Origin of the sequence: Pseudomonas triticicola, assembly GCF_019145375.1 — a bacterium.
Lineage (GTDB): Bacteria > Pseudomonadota > Gammaproteobacteria > Pseudomonadales > Pseudomonadaceae > Aquipseudomonas > Aquipseudomonas triticicola.
This window is the reverse complement of sequence record NZ_JAHSTX010000001.1, coordinates 4,804,929-4,822,883: the sequence shown is the minus strand read 5'-3', so window position 1 is coordinate 4,822,883 and position 17,955 is coordinate 4,804,929. Positions and strand designations below refer to the sequence as shown.

Below are 17,955 nucleotides of genomic sequence, written 5' to 3'. Positions count from 1 at the left end.
CTCTTACTACTGGCTCCATTAACGCTGAATTTTATTTCACTCTTATCGCTGTTTTTCTAACCAAGCTATCAAGCCAAGCTCTGGGCAATTCCTTGGCAACGCTCATGGAAGCAAGATCCCGCTTTCTACTTATCAACTTCATTGTGCATGATAAACGCCCCTCTCCATTATGTTCTCGGGTGAAATTGATAAAAGAAGACGCGGAAAAAATTGCTTCCGTCATTCATGACACAATCCATCTCATGGGCTCTTGCATTTTGACGGTTTCCGCAGCCTATATTCTGCTCCGGGAAAACATCTATTTCTTCCTGCCCATCGCTTTAATTATTGTGTTGACGTGCGTGCAGTTGAGATTTGCCAAGCCTGTAATTCAGCGGCTATATGCAGCGGAAATGTCGAAGGAGGATTTTTACAAGGAGTCGCTTATCAGCGCTTTCAACGCTTCCAGCGATGGCAAGCAAAGTAAAATGCAACTCATTAGAAGCTATGGATATTTGAAGGACACGGTAAGAGCACGCTACAAGTATCTGAAAGCAAGCGCCATACAATCCTTCTGGCCGGAAATGGCTATATCGGCGGGGACGGTATCGGTTATTTTCTTCAGCGCCGCTGCCACGCCGGAATTATTTGGCGAGCGTCTTATTGCCTGTCTCGGTTATATCGGAATTTTTACCATGGCCAGCACGGGTTCGATAAGACTCGGCATCACGATGATTGGCGTGAAGGTATCCGTCGATAGAATCTTCAGAGGGCATCGATATGAATGATCTGTTTATCCAGCAAATACGCCTGAAGCCAGACGTGACGGTGGGTGACCGGCTGCAAAACCTCTTCCCCCTTGAACTGCGCAACTCGATAACGGTTTTTATTGGCGAAAATGGTGCTGGGAAATCCACATTACTTGAAGCTATTGCCATCAAGGCAGGCTGCAATCCAGAGGGCGGTGGGAAAAATTTCAATTTCTCGACTGAGAAAACTCATTCAAAACTGTACGAAAGCCTGACGCTCTCAAAAGGCTACCGAAGGGAGAAGGACGTTTTTTTCTACAGGGCAGAAACCTTCTACAACTTGAATACTGCAATTCGCAAGCTTGATGCAGAGGCGAGCTTTGATCCCGAAATAAAGAGCTACTACGGCGGCGTGGATATGCATTGCCTGTCGCACGGTGAAGCCATGGAGGCGTTGTTTCAACATCGATTCAAAGCCCAAGGTCTGTATGTGCTCGACGAGCCGGAAGCATCGTTATCCCCGTTGAGGCAATTGGTTTTTATCAACCGGATAATGGAGCTGTCGCGCGGCGGCGCGCAGTTCATCATCGCTACTCACTCTCCCCTCATCATGTCGATCCCGGGATGTGATCTCAGGCAGATATCGGGAGGGCGCTGCGAGCAAATAGCGCCTGAAGATACCGATGCTTACGCCGTGTACAAAGCGGTGCTCAATTCTGCCGGCGCCTACATCACGAAAAACATGCAGTGAGATTGCAGGCACAAAAAAACCGTCCGAAGACGGTTTTTTTCAAAGACGCCGCTGATTACAGACCGGACATCTCTTTGATCGCACCCTTGAGCTCTTCATCGGTGCAATCGGCGCAGGTGCCTTTTGGCGGCATGGCGTTGATGCCGGTGATAGCTTTGGCGAGGATGCCGTCCAGACCACCCTGATGGTCAGCGCGCTCCTTCCAGGCTGCAGTGTCCTTGATTTTCGGCGCGCCCAACAGGCCGGTACCGTGACAAGCGTTGCAGTGCTTGGCAATCACCTCGTCCGGGGTTCTCGCCCCGCCACCGCCGCCAGCCGTCGCGGCCACTTCCATACCCTTGCATTCCTGCCCTTGAACACACACCTGGCCGACGGGCTCGAGGCGTTTGGCGATGTCGTCATTTGTCGCAGCTTGAGCGCTGACAGCCCAGAGGGCCAGTACGGTTGCTGGTGCAGCCAGCATTTTCATAATTAGGTTCACGCGTTCACCCTCAATGGTGGCTATTCACGCCTGCGGCCACGGTTCGCAGGCGGGCGCAAGTATAGCGGGTAGGCCGCTGTACTGAAACAACCCCATGGTTAGAGGGGTCTTGTTGCCCATCGGTAAATCGGTTCGGGGGCCTTTGCCATATCGGCCTGGCGCCTTCTGCTTAAAAATTCGCCGGCGTGGCTGCGCTGATTAGTCGCGCCGGCACGTCGAACGGGTTACGGAAACGATGCGGCTTGGTACTTTCAAAATAGTAGCTGTCGCCGGCTTCGAGGATAAAAGTTTCCAGCCCTACCACCAGTTCGAGGCGGCCTTCCACCAGAATTCCGGTTTCCTCGCCCTCGTGGGTGAGCATTTCTTCGCCGGTGTCGGCGCCCGGCGGGTAGATTTCGTTGAGGAAGGCGATGGCGCGGCTCGGGTGGGCGCGGCCGACCAGTTTCATGGTCACGGCGCCGTCGGAGATGTCGATCAGCTCATTGGCCTTGTAGACGATCTGGGTCGGTTGGTCCTGCAGGATCTCTTCGGAAAAGAACTCGACCATCGACATGGGAATGCCGCCGAGCACCTTTCTCAGCGAACTGATCGAAGGGCTGACGCTGTTCTTTTCGATCATCGAAATGGTGCTGTTGGTGACGCCCGCGCGTTTGGCGAGTTCACGCTGGGAAAGCCCTTTGAGCTTGCGGATCGATTGCAGTCGTTCACCGACGTCCAAGGCGGGAGCCTCCTGATGTTGTAAGAATATTGAGCGTTATCATGGCGACAGCGTTCAGTATTTACAACAGCTGGCCCCCGCAGCGGCGTCAACCCTCGGAATAGAGCCTTGGCACCCGTTTCAGGTTGCAGAAGATCTGATACGGGATGGTATCGGCCCACTTTGCCACGTCGCTGGCGAGGATGTTTTTACCCCACAGCTCGACAGTTGAACCAAGCCCCGCTTCCGCTACGTCGGTCAGATCGATGCAGAGCATGTCCATCGACACGCGCCCCAGCAGGCGGCTGGGTTTGCCCGCCACCAGCACGGGTGTGCCGGTCGGTGCCTGGCGCGGGTAACCGTCGGCGTAACCCATAGCGACCACGCCGATGCGCATCGGCTTGTCGGTGATGAATCTGGCGCCATAGCCGATCGGTTCGCCGGCCGGCAATTCACGCACACTGATGACTTTCGATTCCAGAGTCATCACCGGTTGCAGGCGTTCAGCGACGGCGTTGGCTTCTTCGAACGGCGTTGCGCCGTAGAGCATGATGCCCGGGCGTACCCAATCGCTTTGGATTTCTGGCCATCCGAGCACCGCTGGCGAGTTGCGCAAGCTGACTTCCGCCGCCAGCCCCTGACGCGCCGCTTCGAACACCGCGACCTGCTCGGCGCTGCTCTGCGCGTGCAGTTCATCAGCGCGGGCGAAATGGCTCATCAACACGATTTTTGCCACTTTGCCGCTGGCCAGCAGACGCTGATAGGCCGCTGGATAATCTTTCGGATGCAGGCCGACGCGGTGCATGCCGGAATCGAGCTTGAGCCATACCGTGATCGGTTTGCTCAGGACTGCCTGCTCGATCGCTTCGAGCTGCCACAGCGAATGCACCACGCACCAGAAATCATGCTCGACGATCAACGCCAGCTCATCAGCTTCGAAGAAGCCTTCCAGCAGCAATACCGGCGCGCGAATCCCGGCGGAACGCAGCTCCAATGCTTCTTCAATGCAGGCCACCGCAAACCCGTCAGCCTCGGCTTCCAGCGCCTGGGCGCAACGTACCGCGCCATGGCCATAGGCGTCCGCCTTGATCACCGCGAGCGCCTTGGCGCCGGTGACTTCGCGGGCAATTCGGTAGTTGTGGCGCAGGGCTTGAAGGTCGATCAGAGCACGGGCAGGACGCATGGCGGCAGACTTCTGGGCGGTCATGGGAAGAAAAACCGGCGCTGACTGACGACGTGAACCGCCAACAGCACCGGGAGAGGGATCTTGGGAACGTTATGGCAGCGCGGCGACGATGGAGATCTCCACCAGAATGCTCGGCTTGGCCATCTTCGCTTCGACGGTGGCGCGGGCCGGCGCGGCGCCTTTTGGCAGCCACTGGTCCCACACCGCGTTCATCCCGGCGAAGTGCGCTTCGATGTCGTTCAAATAGATCGTTGCCGACAACAGATGCTGTTTGTCCGTCCCGGCCAGATCGAGCAGACGTTCGATATTGGCGAGCACGTCGCGGGTCTGCTGTTCAATTCCGGCGTCGAAGTCGTCGCCGACCTGCCCGGCCAGATACACGATGCCGTTGTGGCTGACGATCTGACTCATGCGCTCATTGGTGAGCTGGCGCTGGATTGACATGTTTTGCGGACTCCTGGGTCTGGTTGCCGTAACGGGAAATATCGAGGCCTTCGGCGCTGATCTGCGGCTTTTTCTTCGCCATAAGGTCGGCGAGCAAACGGCCGGAACCGCAGGCCATGGTCCAGCCGAGCGTACCGTGACCGGTGTTGAGGAACAGATTCTTGAACGGCGTGGCGCCAACGATCGGCGTGCCGTCAGGCGTGGTCGGACGCAGGCCGGTCCAGAAACTCGCCTCGGCCAGATTGCCGCCCTGAGGATAAAGGTCGTTGACGATCATCTCCAGGGTTTCGCGCCGACGCGGGTTAAGCGACAGGTCAAAACCGGCGATCTCGGCCATGCCGCCGACGCGGATGCGGTTGTCGAAGCGGGTGATCGCGACCTTGTAGGTCTCGTCGAGAATGGTCGAGGTCGGCGCCATGTCCGGGTTGGTGATCGGCACGGTCAGCGAGTAGCCCTTGAGCGGATACACCGGGGCCTTGATGCCCAACGGCTTGAGCAGTTGCGGCGAGTAGCTGCCGAGCGCCAGCACGTAGCGATCAGCGGTTTCCAGCTTGCCGTCGATCCACACACCGTTGATGCGATCCCCGGCGTAGTCGAGTTTTTGGATGTCCTGGCCGAAACGGAATTCCACGCCGAGCTTGCGCGCCATTTCGGCGAGACGGGTGGTGAACATCTGGCAGTCGCCGGTCTGGTCATTGGGCAGACGCAGCGCGCCAGCGAGAATGTCAGTCACGCCTGCCAGCGCCGGTTCGACGCGGGCGATGCCGGCGCGGTCGAGGACTTCAAACGGCACACCGGATTCTTTCAGCACGGCGATGTCTTTGGCGGCGTTATCCAGTTGCGCCTGAGTGCGGAACAACTGCGTGGTGCCGAGGCTGCGGCCTTCGTAAGCGATACCGGTTTCAGTGCGCAATTCATCGAGGCAGTCGCGGCTGTACTCGGACAGACGCACCATGCGCTCCTTGTTCACCGCGTAACGGCTGGCGGTGCAGTTGCGCAGCATCTGCGCCATCCACAGGTATTGGTCGATGTCGGCAGTGGCTTTGATCGCCAGCGGCGCGTGGCGTTGCAGCAGCCACTTGATGGCCTTGAGCGGCACGCCCGGCGCGGCCCACGGCGAGGCGTAACCCGGCGAGACCTGGCCGGCGTTGGCGAAACTGGTCTCCATGGCTGCAGCAGGCTGCCGGTCGACCACCACCACTTCAAACCCGGCACGGGCCAGATAGTAAGCACTGGCGGTACCGATGACGCCGCTACCCAAGACCATGACGCGCATTTTCAATCCCTCATCGCGGCTTTTCGCCGAACTGTTTGTTAGAGCAATGATGGGCGCAGTGTAAAAAAGAAATGCCAGTGCTTTTCACTATATAAGCGCCTATATTTGGCGACAATTCTCGGCAAAAACCCTTTTCACGGAGGCGCATCCCCTATGCGTACCAACACTCAGACCAAACGTGAGCTGGACAAGATCGACCGCAATATCCTGCGCATCCTCCAGGCGGACGGGCGGATTTCCTTCACCGAACTCGGGGAAAAGGTCGGCCTCTCGACCACGCCGTGCACCGAGCGCGTGCGGCGTCTGGAGCGCGAGGGGATCATCATGGGCTACAACGCCCGGCTCAATCCGCAGCACTTGAAGGGTAGCCTGCTGGTGTTCGTCGAGATCAGTCTCGACTACAAATCCGGCGACACATTCGAAGAATTCAGACGCGCGGTGCTGAAGCTGCCGCATGTGCTGGAGTGCCATTTGGTGTCAGGGGATTTCGACTATCTGGTGAAGGCGCGGATTTCCGAGATGGCCTCGTATCGCAAACTGCTCGGCGACATTCTGTTGAAGCTGCCGCATGTGCGTGAATCGAAAAGCTATATCGTCATGGAAGAGGTGAAAGAGAGCCTGTGCCTGCCGATTCCGGACTGAAATCGGCGGCGTCCCCTTCGCGAGCAGGCTCGCTCCCACATTTGAAATGCAATCTCCTGTGGGAGCGAGCCTGCTCGCGAAGAAGTCGACTCGGTCTGAACTGAACGCAACGGCTAAACCAACACCTGCCGATTCGCCGCCATGTACTGGAAAATCTGCTTCTCTACCCGCGGATGAATCAGCTCCACCGGCCGCCGCTCGTTCGGACATGGCAGGGTCTTGGTCGTACCAAACAGCCGACAGATCAGCGGTCGCTCTTCATACACCGTGCAGCCATTCGGCCCCAGATGCACACAGTTGAGTTCTTCCAGCGCGGCATCCTGCTCGGCGCGGGTCTTGCGCGGCAGCCGGGCCATTTCCTCGGGCGAAGTGGTCACCGGCCCGCAGCAGTCGTGGCAGCCCGGCACGCAGTCGAACGTGGGAATCTGCTGACGCAGGGTGCGGATTTTCTGGCTGTTGCAGCTCATCGAAACGGTGACCAAAGTGGCGGGCTGATGATTGTGCCGCAAAAGCCCGGGTCCAGACACCGCAGGCCGACCGATGTTGCCCACGTTCGGGCGTGCGGCTTATGCTCCGTCAAATTTTCTCGACACTCAGCCGTTGGATGATGCCCATGACCGCCCGCGCCCCGATCACCGCGAGCCAACCCCACGTTGCCTCCTATTACGCCGCCAGCAGCCTGCCGCAGCCTGACCATCCCGTGCTGCAAGGCGAGGTGGTGGCGGATGTCTGCGTGGTCGGCGGTGGCTTTTCCGGGCTGAACACGGCGCTGGAACTCGCCGAACGCGGTTTCAGCGTGGTGTTGCTGGAAGCGCACCGGATCGGTTGGGGCGCCAGCGGTCGCAACGGCGGGCAGTTGATTCGCGGTGTCGGTCACGGCCTTGATCAGTTCGCCAATGTCATCGGTGCCGAGGGCGTGCGCGAGATGAAACTCATGGGCCTGGAAGCGGTGGAGATTGTCCGCCGGCGCGTCGAGCGTTTCGGCATTGCCTGCGACCTGACCTGGGGCTACTGCGACCTCGCCAACAAACCTGCTGATCTCGATGGTTTTGCCGAAGACGCCGAAGAACTGCGCAGCCTCGGTTACCGCTACGAAACCCGCCTGTTACAAGCCAGTGAAATGCACACGGTGGTCGGCTCCAAGCGCTATGTCGGCGGCTTGATCGACATGGGCTCCGGGCATCTGCATCCGCTGAATCTGGCGCTGGGCGAAGCGGCAGCGGCGCAGCAACTGGGCGTGCGGTTGTTCGAGCGTTCGGCAGTGACGCGCATCGATTACGGCCCCGAAGTGAAGGTGCACACCGCGCAAGGCTCGGTGCGGGCGAAGACGCTGGTGCTGGGCTGTAATGCCTATCTCAATGACCTCAACCCGCAACTGAGCGGCAAGGTCCTGCCCGCCGGCAGCTACATCATCGCCACCGAACCGCTGAGCGAAGAGCAGGCGCACAACCTGCTGCCGCAGAACATGGCGGTCTGCGACCAGCGGGTAGCGCTGGATTACTACCGGCTCTCGGCGGATCGACGTTTGCTGTTCGGCGGCGCGTGTCATTACTCGGGACGCGATCCGAAAGACATCGGCGCCTATATGCAGCCGAAGATGCTTGAAGTGTTCCCGCAACTGGCCGGGGTGAAAATCGATTATCAGTGGGGCGGAATGATCGGCATCGGTGCCAACCGCCTGCCGCAGATTAGCCGGCTCGCCGAGCAGCCGAACGTGTATTACGCCCAGGCCTATTCAGGGCATGGGGTGAATGCCACGCACCTGGCCGGCAAGCTGCTTGCCGAAGCAATCAGCGGGCAGCACAGCGGCGGCTTTGATCTGTTCGCCAAGGTGCCGCACATCACCTTCCCGGGCGGCAAGCATTTGCGCTCGCCGTTGTTGGCGTTGGGGATGTTGTGGCATCGGCTGAAAGAATTGGTCTGACGAATCAGGATCGTTCCCACGCAGAGCGTGGGAACGCTCTGTGGTATTCATATCCGCCAAAACGGCTTCAACCCCTCCTCCCTTGCCTGCTCTCGCGTCAGCCCGACATCCCTGAGTTGCTCCGCTGTCAGTCCGAGCAAAGCCTTGCGCGTGTGCAGACGATGCCAGAACAGACCCCAGCGACTGAGGCCGGACGGTGCGTTACGCAGCAGATTGCGCGCGCTGTCCTTCTGCCCTGCCGCCAGTTCCTGACTGTGTAACGTCAGCCGCACATCGCTCAAGCCGTTCATTTTCGTTGCTCCTGTTTACTTGGGTAGCCAGAGATTCCATGATGCGCGGGCGAGCAAAACCATTACAGACTCAAAGAGCCTGTATTAACTCCATACAGATTTGCCGATTCGTCGACTGAATGACTGATTTTTGCCACATCTGTACTGGTTTCCACCAAGACGCACCGAGGCTTCCATGACTCTGTATGTAAACCTCGCCGAATTGCTCGGCACCCGCATCGAACAGGGCTTCTATCGTCCTGGCGATCGCTTGCCGTCGGTGCGCGCCTTGAGTGTCGAGCACGGAGTCAGTTTGAGCACGGTGCAGCAGGCGTATCGCGTGCTTGAAGACAGCGGCCTCGCCACGCCGAAACCCAAGTCCGGCTATTTTGTGCCGGTCGGTCGAGAGCTGCCGGAATTGCCCGCGGTCGGCCGCCCGGCGCAGCGGCCAGTCGAGATTTCGCAATGGGATCAGGTGCTGGAATTGATCCGCGCGGTACCGCGCAAGGACGTCGTGCAATTGGGCCGTGGCATGCCCGATGTTGGCTCGCCGACCATGAAGCCGCTGCTGCGCGGACTGGCGCGAATCAGCCGGCGGCAGGATATGCCCGGTCTGTATTACGACAACATCCATGGCAACCTCGAACTGCGCGAACAGATCGCACGGCTGATGCTCGATTCCGGCTGCCAGTTGAGCGCCAGCGATCTGGTGATCACCACTGGCTGCCACGAAGCGCTGTCCACCAGCATCCACGCGATCTGCGAGCCGGGCGACATCGTCGCGGTGGACTCGCCAAGTTTCCACGGCGCCATGCAGACCCTCAAAGGCCTGGGCATGAAAGCCCTGGAAATCCCCACCGATCCGCTCACCGGCATCAGCCTCGACGCCCTTGAACTGGCGCTGGAACAGTGGCCGATCAAGGCCATTCAACTAACGCCGAACTGCAACAACCCGCTCGGCTACGTCATGCCCGAATCGCGCAAACGCGCGCTGTTGACGCTCGCCCAGCGTTTCGACGTGGCGATCATCGAAGACGATGTGTATGGCGAGCTGGCCTATACCTACCCGCGCCCGCGCACGATCAAATCCTTCGACGAAGACGGCCGCGTGTTGCTGTGCAGCTCGTTTTCCAAGACCCTGGCGCCGGGGCTGCGCATCGGCTGGGTGGCGCCGGGCCGATATCTCGAGCGGGTGCTGCACATGAAATACATCAGCACCGGATCCACCGCGCCGCAACCGCAGATCGCCATCGCCGAATTCATCAAGGCCGGCCATTTCGAGCCGCACTTGCGGCGTATGCGCATGCAGTACCAACGCAATCGTGACGCGATGATCGACTGGGTGACGCGCTACTTTCCCGCCGGCACCCGCGCCAGTCGACCGCAGGGCAGCTTCATGCTCTGGGTGGAGCTGCCGGAGGGCTTCGACACGCTGAAACTGAATCGCGCGCTGCACGATCAGGGCGTACAGATTGCCGTTGGCAGCATCTTTTCCGCCTCGGGCAAGTACCGCAATTGTCTGCGGATGAACTACGCTGCCAAACCAACAGCGCAGATCGAAGAAGCGGTGCGCAAGGTCGGCGCTGCGGCAATCAAATTACTCGCTGAGACCGACTGACCTTTTTTGCGCACCCGGCGTCCAAAATGCCGACCTCAGCCGCCAACCGGAACGACCCTACGTGAGCTTCAGACAGCCCTTACTCGCTTTACTGATACTCGCCTCGTTCCTCAGCGGCTGCGCCAGCCTTGATGTGCCGCGCGAACCAAGCCAGGCCCTGCCGGCGTCGGACTCCAGCTTCGGCCGTTCGATTCAGGCTCAGGCCGCGCCCTACAAAGGGCAGTCGGGGTTTCGCCTGCTCTCCGACAGCGGCGAGGCGTTTACCGCCCGCGCCGAGCTGATTCGTCATGCGCAGGTCAGCCTCGATTTGCAGTACTACATCGTCCACGACGGCATCAGCACGCGGATGTTGGTGGAGGAAGTGCTCAAGGCGGCCGACCGTGGTGTGCGCGTGCGCATCCTGCTCGACGACACCACCAGCGACGGCCTCGACCAGATCATCGCGACGCTGGCGGCACATCCGCAGATCCAGATTCGTTTGTTCAATCCGTTGCATCTCGGGCGCAGCACCGGCGTCACGCGTGCGGCCGGGCGACTGTTCAATCTGTCCGTGCAGCACCGGCGCATGCACAACAAACTGTGGCTGGCGGACAACAGCGCGGCCATCGTCGGCGGGCGCAATCTGGGCGATGAATATTTCGATGCCGAAGCCAACCTGAATTTCACCGACATCGACATGCTCAGCATCGGCCCGGTGGCCGAGCAGCTCGGACACAGTTTCGACCAGTACTGGAACAGTGCGCTGAGCAAGCCGATCGACGAATTCCTCTCCAGCCAACCGACCGCCGCCGACCTGCAAAACACGCGCACGCGCCTGGAAGAATCGCTGGAAGAAACCCGCAAGCAGAACCACGCGCTGTATCAACAGTTGATGAAATTCACTACTGACCCGCGCATGGACATCTGGCGCAGAGAGCTGATCTGGGCCTGGAACCAGGCACTATGGGATGCACCGAGCAAGGTCCTGTCCAAGGGCGAACCCGATCCGCATCTGTTGCTGACCACACAACTGGCGCCGGAACTGACCGGTGTCAGCAAAGAGCTGATCATGATTTCCGCCTACTTCGTGCCCGGCCAGCCGGGGCTGGTCTACCTGACCGGGCGCGCCGATGCAGGGGTTTCCGTGAGCCTGCTGACCAATTCGCTGGAGGCCACTGACGTGCCGGCGGTGCATGGTGGTTATGCGCCCTATCGCAAGGCGTTGCTCGAACACGGCGTGAAACTCTATGAACTGCGCCGCCAGCCTGGGGATAACTATGGCAGCGGGCCGCGGGTGTTCTACAGCAAGTCGTTTCGCGGTTCGGATTCGAGTTTGCACAGCAAGGCGATGATCTTCGACCGGCGCAAATCGTTTATCGGCTCGTTCAACTTCGACCCGCGCTCGGTGCTGTGGAACACCGAAGTCGGCGTGCTCGTCGACAGCCCGGAACTGGCCGAACACGTCCGCGCACTGGCACTGCAAGGCATGGCGCCGACCTTGAGTTATCAGGCGAAACTCGAGGACGGTAAGGTCGTCTGGGTCACCGAGGACAACGGCCAGATGCACACTCTGACCAAGGAGCCGGGGAGCTGGTGGCGGCGGTTCAACTCGTGGTTCAGCACCAGCGTTGGCCTGGAGCGGATGTTGTAATCCTTTGTGGGAGCGAGCCTGATCGCGAAAACGGTTTCACATCCAGCAAATGAGCTGACTGGTGCACCGCTTTCGCGAGCAGGCTCGCTCCCACAAGAATGCGCTCAGGCTGCTTCCGCCGTTGTGCCAAAGGCCCCTTGGCGCAACAACAAAAGCACCAGGCCAAACGCCCCAGCCGCCATCAACAGCGGCAACGCATGTCCGTTGATCCACTGACTGCCCGCCCCTGCCGCCAACGGCCCGACCAGACAACCGACACCCCACAACTGCGCGATATGCGCATTGGCGCGAACCAGCGCATCGTCTCGATAACGCTCGCCAATCAGAATCAGCGACAGGGTGAACAAGCCGCCGGCACTGGCGCCGAACAGCACCCACAGCGGCCAGATCAGCAGCGTGTCGAGCAACATCGGAATGGCCAGACTCGACAGCATCAATACCACCGCGCATCCGGCGAACAGCGTGCGCCGCGACAGGTAATCGGCCAACGCGCCGATCGGTAATTGCAGCAGCGCATCGCCGACCACCACGGTGCTGACCATGGCCAGCGCGATTTCGGCGGTGAACCCTTGTTGCAGGCAGTACACCGGCAGCAGCGTCAGAATCATCGCCTCGAACGCGGCGAACAACGACACCGCCCAGGCAATCGTCGGCAACTCACGGGCGAAGCCCCATAGATCGCCAAACGTGACGCTGTTGGCCTCACTGCTTGGAGCACCGCTGCGCCCCAGCAGCAGAAGGGGCGAGAGCGTCAGTAGACCGACCCCGACCCAGAAACCGTAATCATGCTCGGTACCGAGCGCCCCCAGCAGCAACGGACCAGACAGTTGGCTCAGCGCATAGCTGCTGCCATACAGCGCGACCAGACGCCCGCGCCACTGCTCGACCACCAGTTGATTGATCCAGCTCTCGCCGAGGATGAACACGATGGTCAGGATCACCCCGATCAGCAGGCGCAGCAGCAACCAGATCGGGTAACTCGGCAGCAGCGCCAGCAGGCCGATCGACAATGCCCCGGCCCACAGGCACAGACGCATCAGGTTCGCCGTGCCGAAATACGCGGCGAGGTGGCTGGAAATCTTCGCCCCAAGCAGCACGCCTATTGCCGGCATCGCCGCCATCACACCGATTGCGAACGAGCCGTAGCCCCAGCCCTCCAGACGCAACGACACCAGCGGCATGCTGACCCCCAGGGCCAGGCCGACACTCAAGACAGACGCCAACACGGCGAAATACGTCGCCCACCGCATGTTCCACGCTCCTGTGGATATTTTTATATGCACCACAAAATCACTGTGGGAGCGAGCCCCTGTGGCGAGGGGATTTATCCCCGTTGGGTCGCGCAGCGGCCCCAAAACCTGCATCCACGATGTACCAGGTACACCGCGTGCAATGGTTTAGCGACTGCTTCGCAGCCGAACGGGGATAAATCCCCTCACCACAGAGGCTCGCTCCCACAGGGGATCTCTGTAGGTTCGAGAGCCTGATTAACTCAGGCTCTCTTAATGAATCACAGCTTGATCCACGTGGCCTTCAGCTCGGTGTACTTGTCGAAGGCATGCAGCGATTTGTCGCGACCGTTGCCCGACTGCTTGAAGCCACCGAACGGCGCGGTCATGTCGCCGCCATCGTACTGGTTGACCCACACGCTACCGGCGCGCAAGGCCTTGGCGGTCAGGTGCGCCTTGGAAATGTCCTGGGTCCACACCGCTGCGGCCAGACCGTATGGCGTGTCGTTGGCAATCTGGATGGCTTCTTCGGCGCTGTCGAAAGCGATCACCGACAACACTGGACCGAAAATCTCTTCCTGAGCAATCTTCATCGCATTGCTCACACCATCGAAAATGGTTGGCTCGACGTAAGTACCACCGGTCTCCTGGAGGATGCGCTTGCCGCCGGCGACCAATTTGGCGCCATCGCTATGGCCGGATTCGATGTACGACAGCACGGTGTTCATCTGCTGGGTATCGACCAGCGCGCCGACGTTGGTCGCCGGGTCCAGCGGATTGCCCGGCTTCCAGGCTTTCAGCGCCTCGATCACCATCGGCAGGAATTTTTCCTTGATCGAACGCTCGACCAGCAGGCGCGAACCGGCGGTGCACACTTCGCCCTGGTTGAAGGCGATGGCGCTGGCGGCGGATTCAGCGGCGGCCTGCAGATCCGGCGCATCGGCGAAGACGATGTTCGGGCTCTTGCCGCCGGCTTCCAGCCAGACGCGCTTCATGTTCGATTCGCCGGCATAGACCATCAGTTGCTTGGCAATCTTGGTCGAACCGGTGAACACCAGCGTGTCGACGTCATTGTGCAGACCCAGCGCCTTGCCGACGGTGTGGCCATAGCCCGGCAGCACGTTGAGCACGCCTTTCGGAATCCCGGCTTCAATGGCCAGCGCAGCGATGCGGATGGCGGTCAACGGCGACTTTTCCGACGGCTTGAGGATCACCGAGTTACCGGTCGACAGCGCCGGGCCGAGTTTCCAGCAAGCCATCATCAGCGGGAAGTTCCACGGCACGATAGCGCCGACCACGCCTACCGGCTCGCGAGTCACCAGCCCCAGTTGATCATGTGGAGTCGCGGCGACTTCGTCGTAGATCTTGTCGATCGCTTCGCCGCTCCAGCTCAACGCCTGCGCCGCGCCCGGTACGTCGATGTACAGCGAGTCGCTAATCGGCTTGCCCATGTCGAGGGTTTCCAGCAGCGCCAGTTCTTCGGCGTGCTGTTTCAGCAGGCTGGCGAAGCGGATCATGGTGGCTTTGCGCTTGGTCGGCGCCAGGCGCGACCAGACGCCGGAATTGAAAGTGGCACGGGCGTTTTCCACGGCACGGTCGGCATCAGCTGCATCACAGCTGGCGATCTTGCCGAGCAGGCGGCCATCGACCGGGCTGATGCATTCGAAGGTTTCGCCGGAGACGGCGTCGGTGTATTCGCCATTCAGGAAGGCGCGACCTTCGACTTTCAAATCGCGGGCGCGTTGTTCCCAGTCGGCACGAGTCAGGGTGGTCATTCGGGTGTCCTCCTCTTATTGAATACGAGCACCGCAAGCGCTGCGGCGCTGTTCAAGAATTCTGCCCGGCCAGCCTGCACTTTCGGCCCGAGGCACCCGCCACCCTAAACCAGCGGCCGGGTTTGTTTCAATATATTTGACATAAGCTGGCCATACGGCCTTGCGGTGTTCATTTTAATAAACATAGACTTTGGCCCATTCCAGCCCACGCGCCGTCATTAGCGGAGAAAACAACAATGAACATCCAGAACGTCGTCGACATCAGCCTCGCCAGCAGCGAAGCCGAGCGCTATCGCCCGGACCCGGCGAAGGTGCTCAAGGGCGATCCTGAGCAGGCGGTGTTTCATCAATACGACAGCCCTTGTGGGCAAATGGGCGTGGGTGTGTGGGAAGGCGCGGTGGGTCAGTGGACGGTAAATTACACCGAGCATGAGTACTGCGAGATTCTGCAGGGGGTTTCGGTATTGCGTGACAGCGATGGCAATGCCAAGACCTTGCGCGTTGGCGATCGCTTCGTGATTCCGGCAGGGTTTCGCGGAACCTGGGAAGTGCTTGAGGCTTGCCGCAAGGTTTATGTGATCTTTGAACAGAAGGCTTGAGTCTGTGCGCTGATTTCACCGGCCTCTTCGCGAGCAGGCTCGCTCCCACATTCGAACGCATTCCATTGTGGGAGCGCAGGACAGGCAACACCAAATGCAAGGCAAACAAAAAAGGCCCGCATCTCACGATACGGGCCTTTTTCGCAGTCAGGAAAAATCAATTACTTGATTTTGCCTTCCTTGTACATCACGTGCTTGCGAACAACCGGATCATATTTCTTGATCTCGATTTTGTCCGGGGTAGTACGCTTGTTCTTGTCGGTAGTGTAGAAGTGACCAGTACCGGCGCTCGAGATCAAACGAATCAATTCACGCATGATTAGCTCCCTTAAATCTTGCCATCGCGGCGAAGTTCGGCGAGCACGACAGTGATGCCACGCTTGTCGATGATACGCATGCCTTTGGCAGATACGCGCAGACGCACAAAACGTTTCTCTTCTTCAACCCAGAAGCGGTGATGCTGCAGGTTCGGCAGGAAACGACGACGGGTTTTGTTGTTTGCGTGGGAAATGTTATTCCCAGTCACCGGACCCTTACCGGTAACTTGACATACTCTCGACATGCCTCAGCCCTCTAAAACCACATGCCCAACCCGGCATGGGTTGGCCGCTTAATCTCTCAGTCATTTGGCGCCAGGCGCCGCGTTTCTTTAGAGGTCTTACCGGCTACACCTACAGTGAAGGAACCGGGCCCCTAGAAAAGAGCGCTGCTTTATACCAGAAAGACCGGGGTGCAACAACAATCGGTGTGCAATCAATCGGCAAAAGGGCGATTTTTTCCGCCGCAGACGCCTTGGGCAAAGGCTGCGGCCAGTTTTGACCACTCGTCGCAGAAATCCCGTCCTACAGCCGATTCAGACTTTTCATCTGGCTGCCCACGCTCGAAACCGCGCAAGAGTGCGCCTGAAAATGCAAAAAGGGGATAGTCATTTGCAATTCAGAGCTCTAGGGTAGGACTTTTCCAGACTGCACTTGCAGATGGGCCTTCGATCTGTAAAGGAAACCGACCATGCGCCTCGCTGCCCTACCCCTGTTACTCGCTCCGCTGTTGCTGAGCCCCCTCGCCCAGGCCGCCGCGTTGAGCGTGTGTACCGAGGCCAGCCCCGAAGGGTTCGACGTGGTGCAGTACAACTCGCTGACCACCACCAATGCTTCGGCTGACGTACTGATGAACCGCTTGGTGGATTTCGACACCGCCAGTGGCAAGGTCATCCCGAGCCTCGCCGATAGCTGGGAAGTCAGCACCGACGGCCTGACCTACGTGTTCAAGCTGCACCCGCAGGTGAAATTTCATACAACCGATTATTTCAAGCCGAGCCGCGAGCTGAGCGCTGAAGACGTCAAGTTCAGCTTCGACCGCATGCTCGACCCGGCCAACCCGTGGCACAAGGTCGCCCAGAGCGGCTTCCCCCATGCGCAGTCGATGCAACTGCCGAGCCTGATCAAGAAGATCGACGCCCTCGACCCGCTGACCGTGCGTTTTACCCTCGACCATCCGGATTCGACCTTCCTCGCGACGCTGAGCATGGGTTTCGCCTCGATCTATTCCGCCGAATATGCCGACAAACTGATGAAGGCCGGCGCCACCGACAAACTCAACAGCCAGCCGATCGGCACCGGCCCGTTCGTGTTCAATCGCTTCCAGAAAGACGCGGCGATTCGCTACAAGGCCAATCCAGACTATTTCCGTGGCAAGCCTGCCGTCGACCCGTTGATTTTCGCCATCACGCCGGACGCCAACGTGCGCCTGCAAAAGCTGCGGCGCAATGAATGCCAGATTGCCCTGTCGCCAAAACCACTGGACGTACAGGCTGCGCTGAAGGAGCCGACGCTGAAAGTCGAAAAGACTGACGCGTTCATGACCGCTTTCGTGGGCATTAACAGCCAGCATCCGCCGCTGGACAAGCCGGAAGTGCGCCAGGCGATCAACCTCGCTTTCGACAAGGCCAACTACATCAAAGCCGTGTTCGAAGACACCGCCGAAGCGGCCAACGGCCCGTACCCGCCGAACACCTGGAGCTACGCGAAGAACCTGCCGGGCTATCCACACGACGTGGCCAAAGCCAAGGCGCTGCTGGCCAAGGCCGGCTTGAAGGATGGCTTCCAGACCACAATCTGGACGCGGCCATCGGGCAGCCTGCTCAACCCGAACCCAAGTCTCGGCGCGCAGATGCTGCAATCGGATCTGGCCGAGATCGGCATCCAGGCAGAAATTCGTGTGATCGAATGGGGCGAGCTGATTCGTCGCGCCAAGGCCGGCGAGCATGATCTGCTGTTCATGGGCTGGGCCGGCGACAACGGCGACCCGGACAACTTCCTCACTCCGCAGTTTTCCTGCGCGGCGGTGAAGTCCGGGACCAACTTCGCGCGGTACTGCAACGCCGATCTGGACAAGCTGATCAGCGCCGGCAAGACCACCAGCGAGCAAGGCGTGCGCACCAAGCTGTATGAACAGGCACAGGCGCAGATCCAGCAGCAGGCGTTGTGGCTGCCACTGGCGCACCCGACGGCCTACGCTTTGACGCGCAAGGATGTTCAGGGTTATTCCGTCAGCCCGTTTGGCCGGCAGGATTATTCCAAGGTCATCCTCAAATAACCTGTCTGACACAAACCGGTGGATGTAAACAATCTGTGGGAGCGAGCCTGCTCGCGAAAGCGGTCTGTCAGCAAACAATGATGCTGACTGATAAAACGCCTTCGCGAGCAG

General features: G+C 59.5%; 19 protein-coding genes. 8 read left to right on the top strand and 11 right to left on the bottom strand.

Annotated elements, in window-relative coordinates:
* Positions 1-104 precede the first annotated feature (104 nt).
* Both KVG85_RS21245 and KVG85_RS21240 read left to right on the top strand, forming a co-directional pair.
* Positions 105-767, top strand: a complete 663-nt coding sequence (locus KVG85_RS21245) for an ABC transporter ATP-binding protein (RefSeq protein ID WP_217864875.1) — start codon at positions 105-107, stop codon at positions 765-767.
* Positions 760-1,479 carry an AAA family ATPase gene (locus tag KVG85_RS21240; RefSeq protein ID WP_016772568.1) on the top strand — a complete coding sequence of 240 codons (720 nt, stop codon included), beginning with the start codon at positions 760-762 and terminating at the stop codon, positions 1,477-1,479. Before KVG85_RS21245 ends, KVG85_RS21240 begins: the two co-directional genes overlap by 8 nt.
* Before the next feature lie 55 nt (positions 1,480-1,534).
* On the opposite strand, the gene KVG85_RS21235 is transcribed toward KVG85_RS21240, so the two are convergent.
* The 5 genes from KVG85_RS21235 to dadA all read right to left on the bottom strand — a co-directional run bounded on the left by KVG85_RS21235 (position 1,535) and on the right by dadA (position 5,563).
* Positions 1,535-1,948: a c-type cytochrome gene (locus KVG85_RS21235; RefSeq protein WP_073470925.1), complete on the bottom strand. Its 414-nt coding sequence runs from the start codon at positions 1,946-1,948 to the stop codon at positions 1,535-1,537.
* A 181-nt stretch (positions 1,949-2,129) separates the two neighbouring features.
* Positions 2,130-2,678 (bottom strand): cupin domain-containing protein, encoded by a 549-nt coding sequence (locus KVG85_RS21230; RefSeq protein WP_016772566.1) that lies wholly within the window; start codon positions 2,676-2,678, stop codon positions 2,130-2,132.
* A gap of 88 nt (positions 2,679-2,766) precedes the next feature.
* The gene (alr, locus tag KVG85_RS21225) at positions 2,767-3,840 is read right to left on the bottom strand and encodes an alanine racemase (RefSeq protein WP_051600813.1); all 1,074 of its coding nucleotides are present in this window, start codon (positions 3,838-3,840) and stop codon (positions 2,767-2,769) included.
* 93 nt (positions 3,841-3,933) lie between these two features.
* Complete coding sequence (locus KVG85_RS21220) at positions 3,934-4,287, bottom strand: RidA family protein (protein WP_217864874.1); 354 nt, start codon at positions 4,285-4,287, stop codon at positions 3,934-3,936.
* Complete coding sequence (gene dadA, locus KVG85_RS21215; RefSeq protein ID WP_217864873.1) at positions 4,259-5,563, bottom strand: D-amino acid dehydrogenase; 1,305 nt, start codon at positions 5,561-5,563, stop codon at positions 4,259-4,261. Before dadA ends, KVG85_RS21220 begins: the two co-directional genes overlap by 29 nt.
* A 153-nt stretch (positions 5,564-5,716) precedes the next feature.
* Between dadA and KVG85_RS21210 the strand changes: the two genes are divergently transcribed.
* Positions 5,717-6,205: an Lrp/AsnC ligand binding domain-containing protein gene (locus tag KVG85_RS21210; protein ID WP_010465173.1), complete on the top strand. Its 489-nt coding sequence runs from the start codon at positions 5,717-5,719 to the stop codon at positions 6,203-6,205.
* A gap of 113 nt (positions 6,206-6,318) precedes the next feature.
* Here KVG85_RS21210 and KVG85_RS21205 read toward each other — a convergent pair whose 3' ends face one another.
* The gene (locus tag KVG85_RS21205; RefSeq protein ID WP_039757789.1) at positions 6,319-6,672 is read right to left on the bottom strand and encodes a YkgJ family cysteine cluster protein; all 354 of its coding nucleotides are present in this window, start codon (positions 6,670-6,672) and stop codon (positions 6,319-6,321) included.
* 146 nt (positions 6,673-6,818) lie between these two features.
* On the opposite strand from KVG85_RS21205, the gene KVG85_RS21200 reads away from it, so the two are divergent.
* The gene (locus tag KVG85_RS21200) at positions 6,819-8,129 is read left to right on the top strand and encodes an NAD(P)/FAD-dependent oxidoreductase (RefSeq protein WP_217864872.1); all 1,311 of its coding nucleotides are present in this window, start codon (positions 6,819-6,821) and stop codon (positions 8,127-8,129) included.
* A 47-nt stretch (positions 8,130-8,176) separates the two neighbouring features.
* On the opposite strand, the gene KVG85_RS21195 is transcribed toward KVG85_RS21200, so the two are convergent.
* On the bottom strand, positions 8,177-8,419 hold the full coding sequence (locus KVG85_RS21195) for a DUF1127 domain-containing protein (RefSeq protein WP_186569467.1): 243 nt from the start codon (positions 8,417-8,419) through the stop codon (positions 8,177-8,179).
* 175 nt (positions 8,420-8,594) lie between these two features.
* On the opposite strand from KVG85_RS21195, the gene KVG85_RS21190 reads away from it, so the two are divergent.
* Positions 8,595-10,016 (top strand): aminotransferase-like domain-containing protein, encoded by a 1,422-nt coding sequence (locus KVG85_RS21190; protein WP_041476641.1) that lies wholly within the window; start codon positions 8,595-8,597, stop codon positions 10,014-10,016.
* Positions 10,017-10,077: 61 nt separating this feature from the next.
* Positions 10,078-11,646, top strand: a complete 1,569-nt coding sequence (locus KVG85_RS21185) for a phospholipase D family protein (RefSeq protein WP_217864871.1) — start codon at positions 10,078-10,080, stop codon at positions 11,644-11,646.
* 104 nt (positions 11,647-11,750) lie between these two features.
* Here the strand turns inward: KVG85_RS21185 and KVG85_RS21180 are convergent, their stop codons facing one another.
* Both KVG85_RS21180 and KVG85_RS21175 read right to left on the bottom strand, forming a co-directional pair.
* A complete protein-coding gene (locus tag KVG85_RS21180; RefSeq protein WP_217864870.1) occupies positions 11,751-12,896 on the bottom strand; it encodes an MFS transporter in 1,146 nt (381 codons plus the stop codon).
* Positions 12,897-13,156: 260 nt separating this feature from the next.
* Positions 13,157-14,650 (bottom strand): aldehyde dehydrogenase, encoded by a 1,494-nt coding sequence (locus KVG85_RS21175; RefSeq protein WP_217864869.1) that lies wholly within the window; start codon positions 14,648-14,650, stop codon positions 13,157-13,159.
* A 236-nt stretch (positions 14,651-14,886) separates the two neighbouring features.
* Here KVG85_RS21175 and KVG85_RS21170 point away from each other — a divergent pair, with 236 nt between their 5' ends.
* Positions 14,887-15,249 (top strand): cupin domain-containing protein, encoded by a 363-nt coding sequence (locus tag KVG85_RS21170; RefSeq protein ID WP_016772555.1) that lies wholly within the window; start codon positions 14,887-14,889, stop codon positions 15,247-15,249.
* Positions 15,250-15,410: 161 nt separating this feature from the next.
* Here the strand turns inward: KVG85_RS21170 and rpmG are convergent, their stop codons facing one another.
* Both rpmG and rpmB read right to left on the bottom strand, forming a co-directional pair.
* Positions 15,411-15,566, bottom strand: coding sequence for a 50S ribosomal protein L33 (gene rpmG / locus KVG85_RS21165; RefSeq protein ID WP_016772554.1), 156 nt, complete (start codon positions 15,564-15,566; stop codon positions 15,411-15,413).
* A gap of 11 nt (positions 15,567-15,577) precedes the next feature.
* Complete coding sequence (rpmB, locus tag KVG85_RS21160; protein WP_007920377.1) at positions 15,578-15,811, bottom strand: 50S ribosomal protein L28; 234 nt, start codon at positions 15,809-15,811, stop codon at positions 15,578-15,580.
* A gap of 446 nt (positions 15,812-16,257) precedes the next feature.
* On the opposite strand from rpmB, the gene KVG85_RS21155 reads away from it, so the two are divergent.
* On the top strand, positions 16,258-17,844 hold the full coding sequence (locus tag KVG85_RS21155) for an ABC transporter substrate-binding protein (protein ID WP_217864868.1): 1,587 nt from the start codon (positions 16,258-16,260) through the stop codon (positions 17,842-17,844).
* Positions 17,845-17,955: the final 111 nt, after the last annotated feature.

Coding starts and splice junctions, on each gene's coding strand:
- KVG85_RS21155 (WP_217864868.1), top strand. CDS start 16,258: ATGCGCCTCGCTGCCCTACCCCTGTTACTCGCTCCGCTGTTGCTGAGC.
- dadA (WP_217864873.1), bottom strand. CDS start 5,563: ATGCGCGTCATGGTCTTGGGTAGCGGCGTCATCGGTACCGCCAGTGCT.
- KVG85_RS21220 (WP_217864874.1), bottom strand. CDS start 4,287: ATGTCAATCCAGCGCCAGCTCACCAATGAGCGCATGAGTCAGATCGTC.
- KVG85_RS21200 (WP_217864872.1), top strand. CDS start 6,819: ATGACCGCCCGCGCCCCGATCACCGCGAGCCAACCCCACGTTGCCTCC.
- KVG85_RS21190 (WP_041476641.1), top strand. CDS start 8,595: ATGACTCTGTATGTAAACCTCGCCGAATTGCTCGGCACCCGCATCGAA.
- KVG85_RS21170 (WP_016772555.1), top strand. CDS start 14,887: ATGAACATCCAGAACGTCGTCGACATCAGCCTCGCCAGCAGCGAAGCC.
- KVG85_RS21195 (WP_186569467.1), bottom strand. CDS start 8,419: ATGAACGGCTTGAGCGATGTGCGGCTGACGTTACACAGTCAGGAACTG.
- KVG85_RS21180 (WP_217864870.1), bottom strand. CDS start 12,896: ATGCGGTGGGCGACGTATTTCGCCGTGTTGGCGTCTGTCTTGAGTGTC.
- KVG85_RS21175 (WP_217864869.1), bottom strand. CDS start 14,650: ATGACCACCCTGACTCGTGCCGACTGGGAACAACGCGCCCGCGATTTG.
- rpmG (WP_016772554.1), bottom strand. CDS start 15,566: ATGCGTGAATTGATTCGTTTGATCTCGAGCGCCGGTACTGGTCACTTC.
- KVG85_RS21210 (WP_010465173.1), top strand. CDS start 5,717: ATGCGTACCAACACTCAGACCAAACGTGAGCTGGACAAGATCGACCGC.
- KVG85_RS21240 (WP_016772568.1), top strand. CDS start 760: ATGAATGATCTGTTTATCCAGCAAATACGCCTGAAGCCAGACGTGACG.
- KVG85_RS21205 (WP_039757789.1), bottom strand. CDS start 6,672: ATGAGCTGCAACAGCCAGAAAATCCGCACCCTGCGTCAGCAGATTCCC.
- rpmB (WP_007920377.1), bottom strand. CDS start 15,811: ATGTCGAGAGTATGTCAAGTTACCGGTAAGGGTCCGGTGACTGGGAAT.
- KVG85_RS21245 (WP_217864875.1), top strand. CDS start 105: ATGGAAGCAAGATCCCGCTTTCTACTTATCAACTTCATTGTGCATGAT.
- KVG85_RS21235 (WP_073470925.1), bottom strand. CDS start 1,948: ATGAAAATGCTGGCTGCACCAGCAACCGTACTGGCCCTCTGGGCTGTC.
- alr (WP_051600813.1), bottom strand. CDS start 3,840: ATGCGTCCTGCCCGTGCTCTGATCGACCTTCAAGCCCTGCGCCACAAC.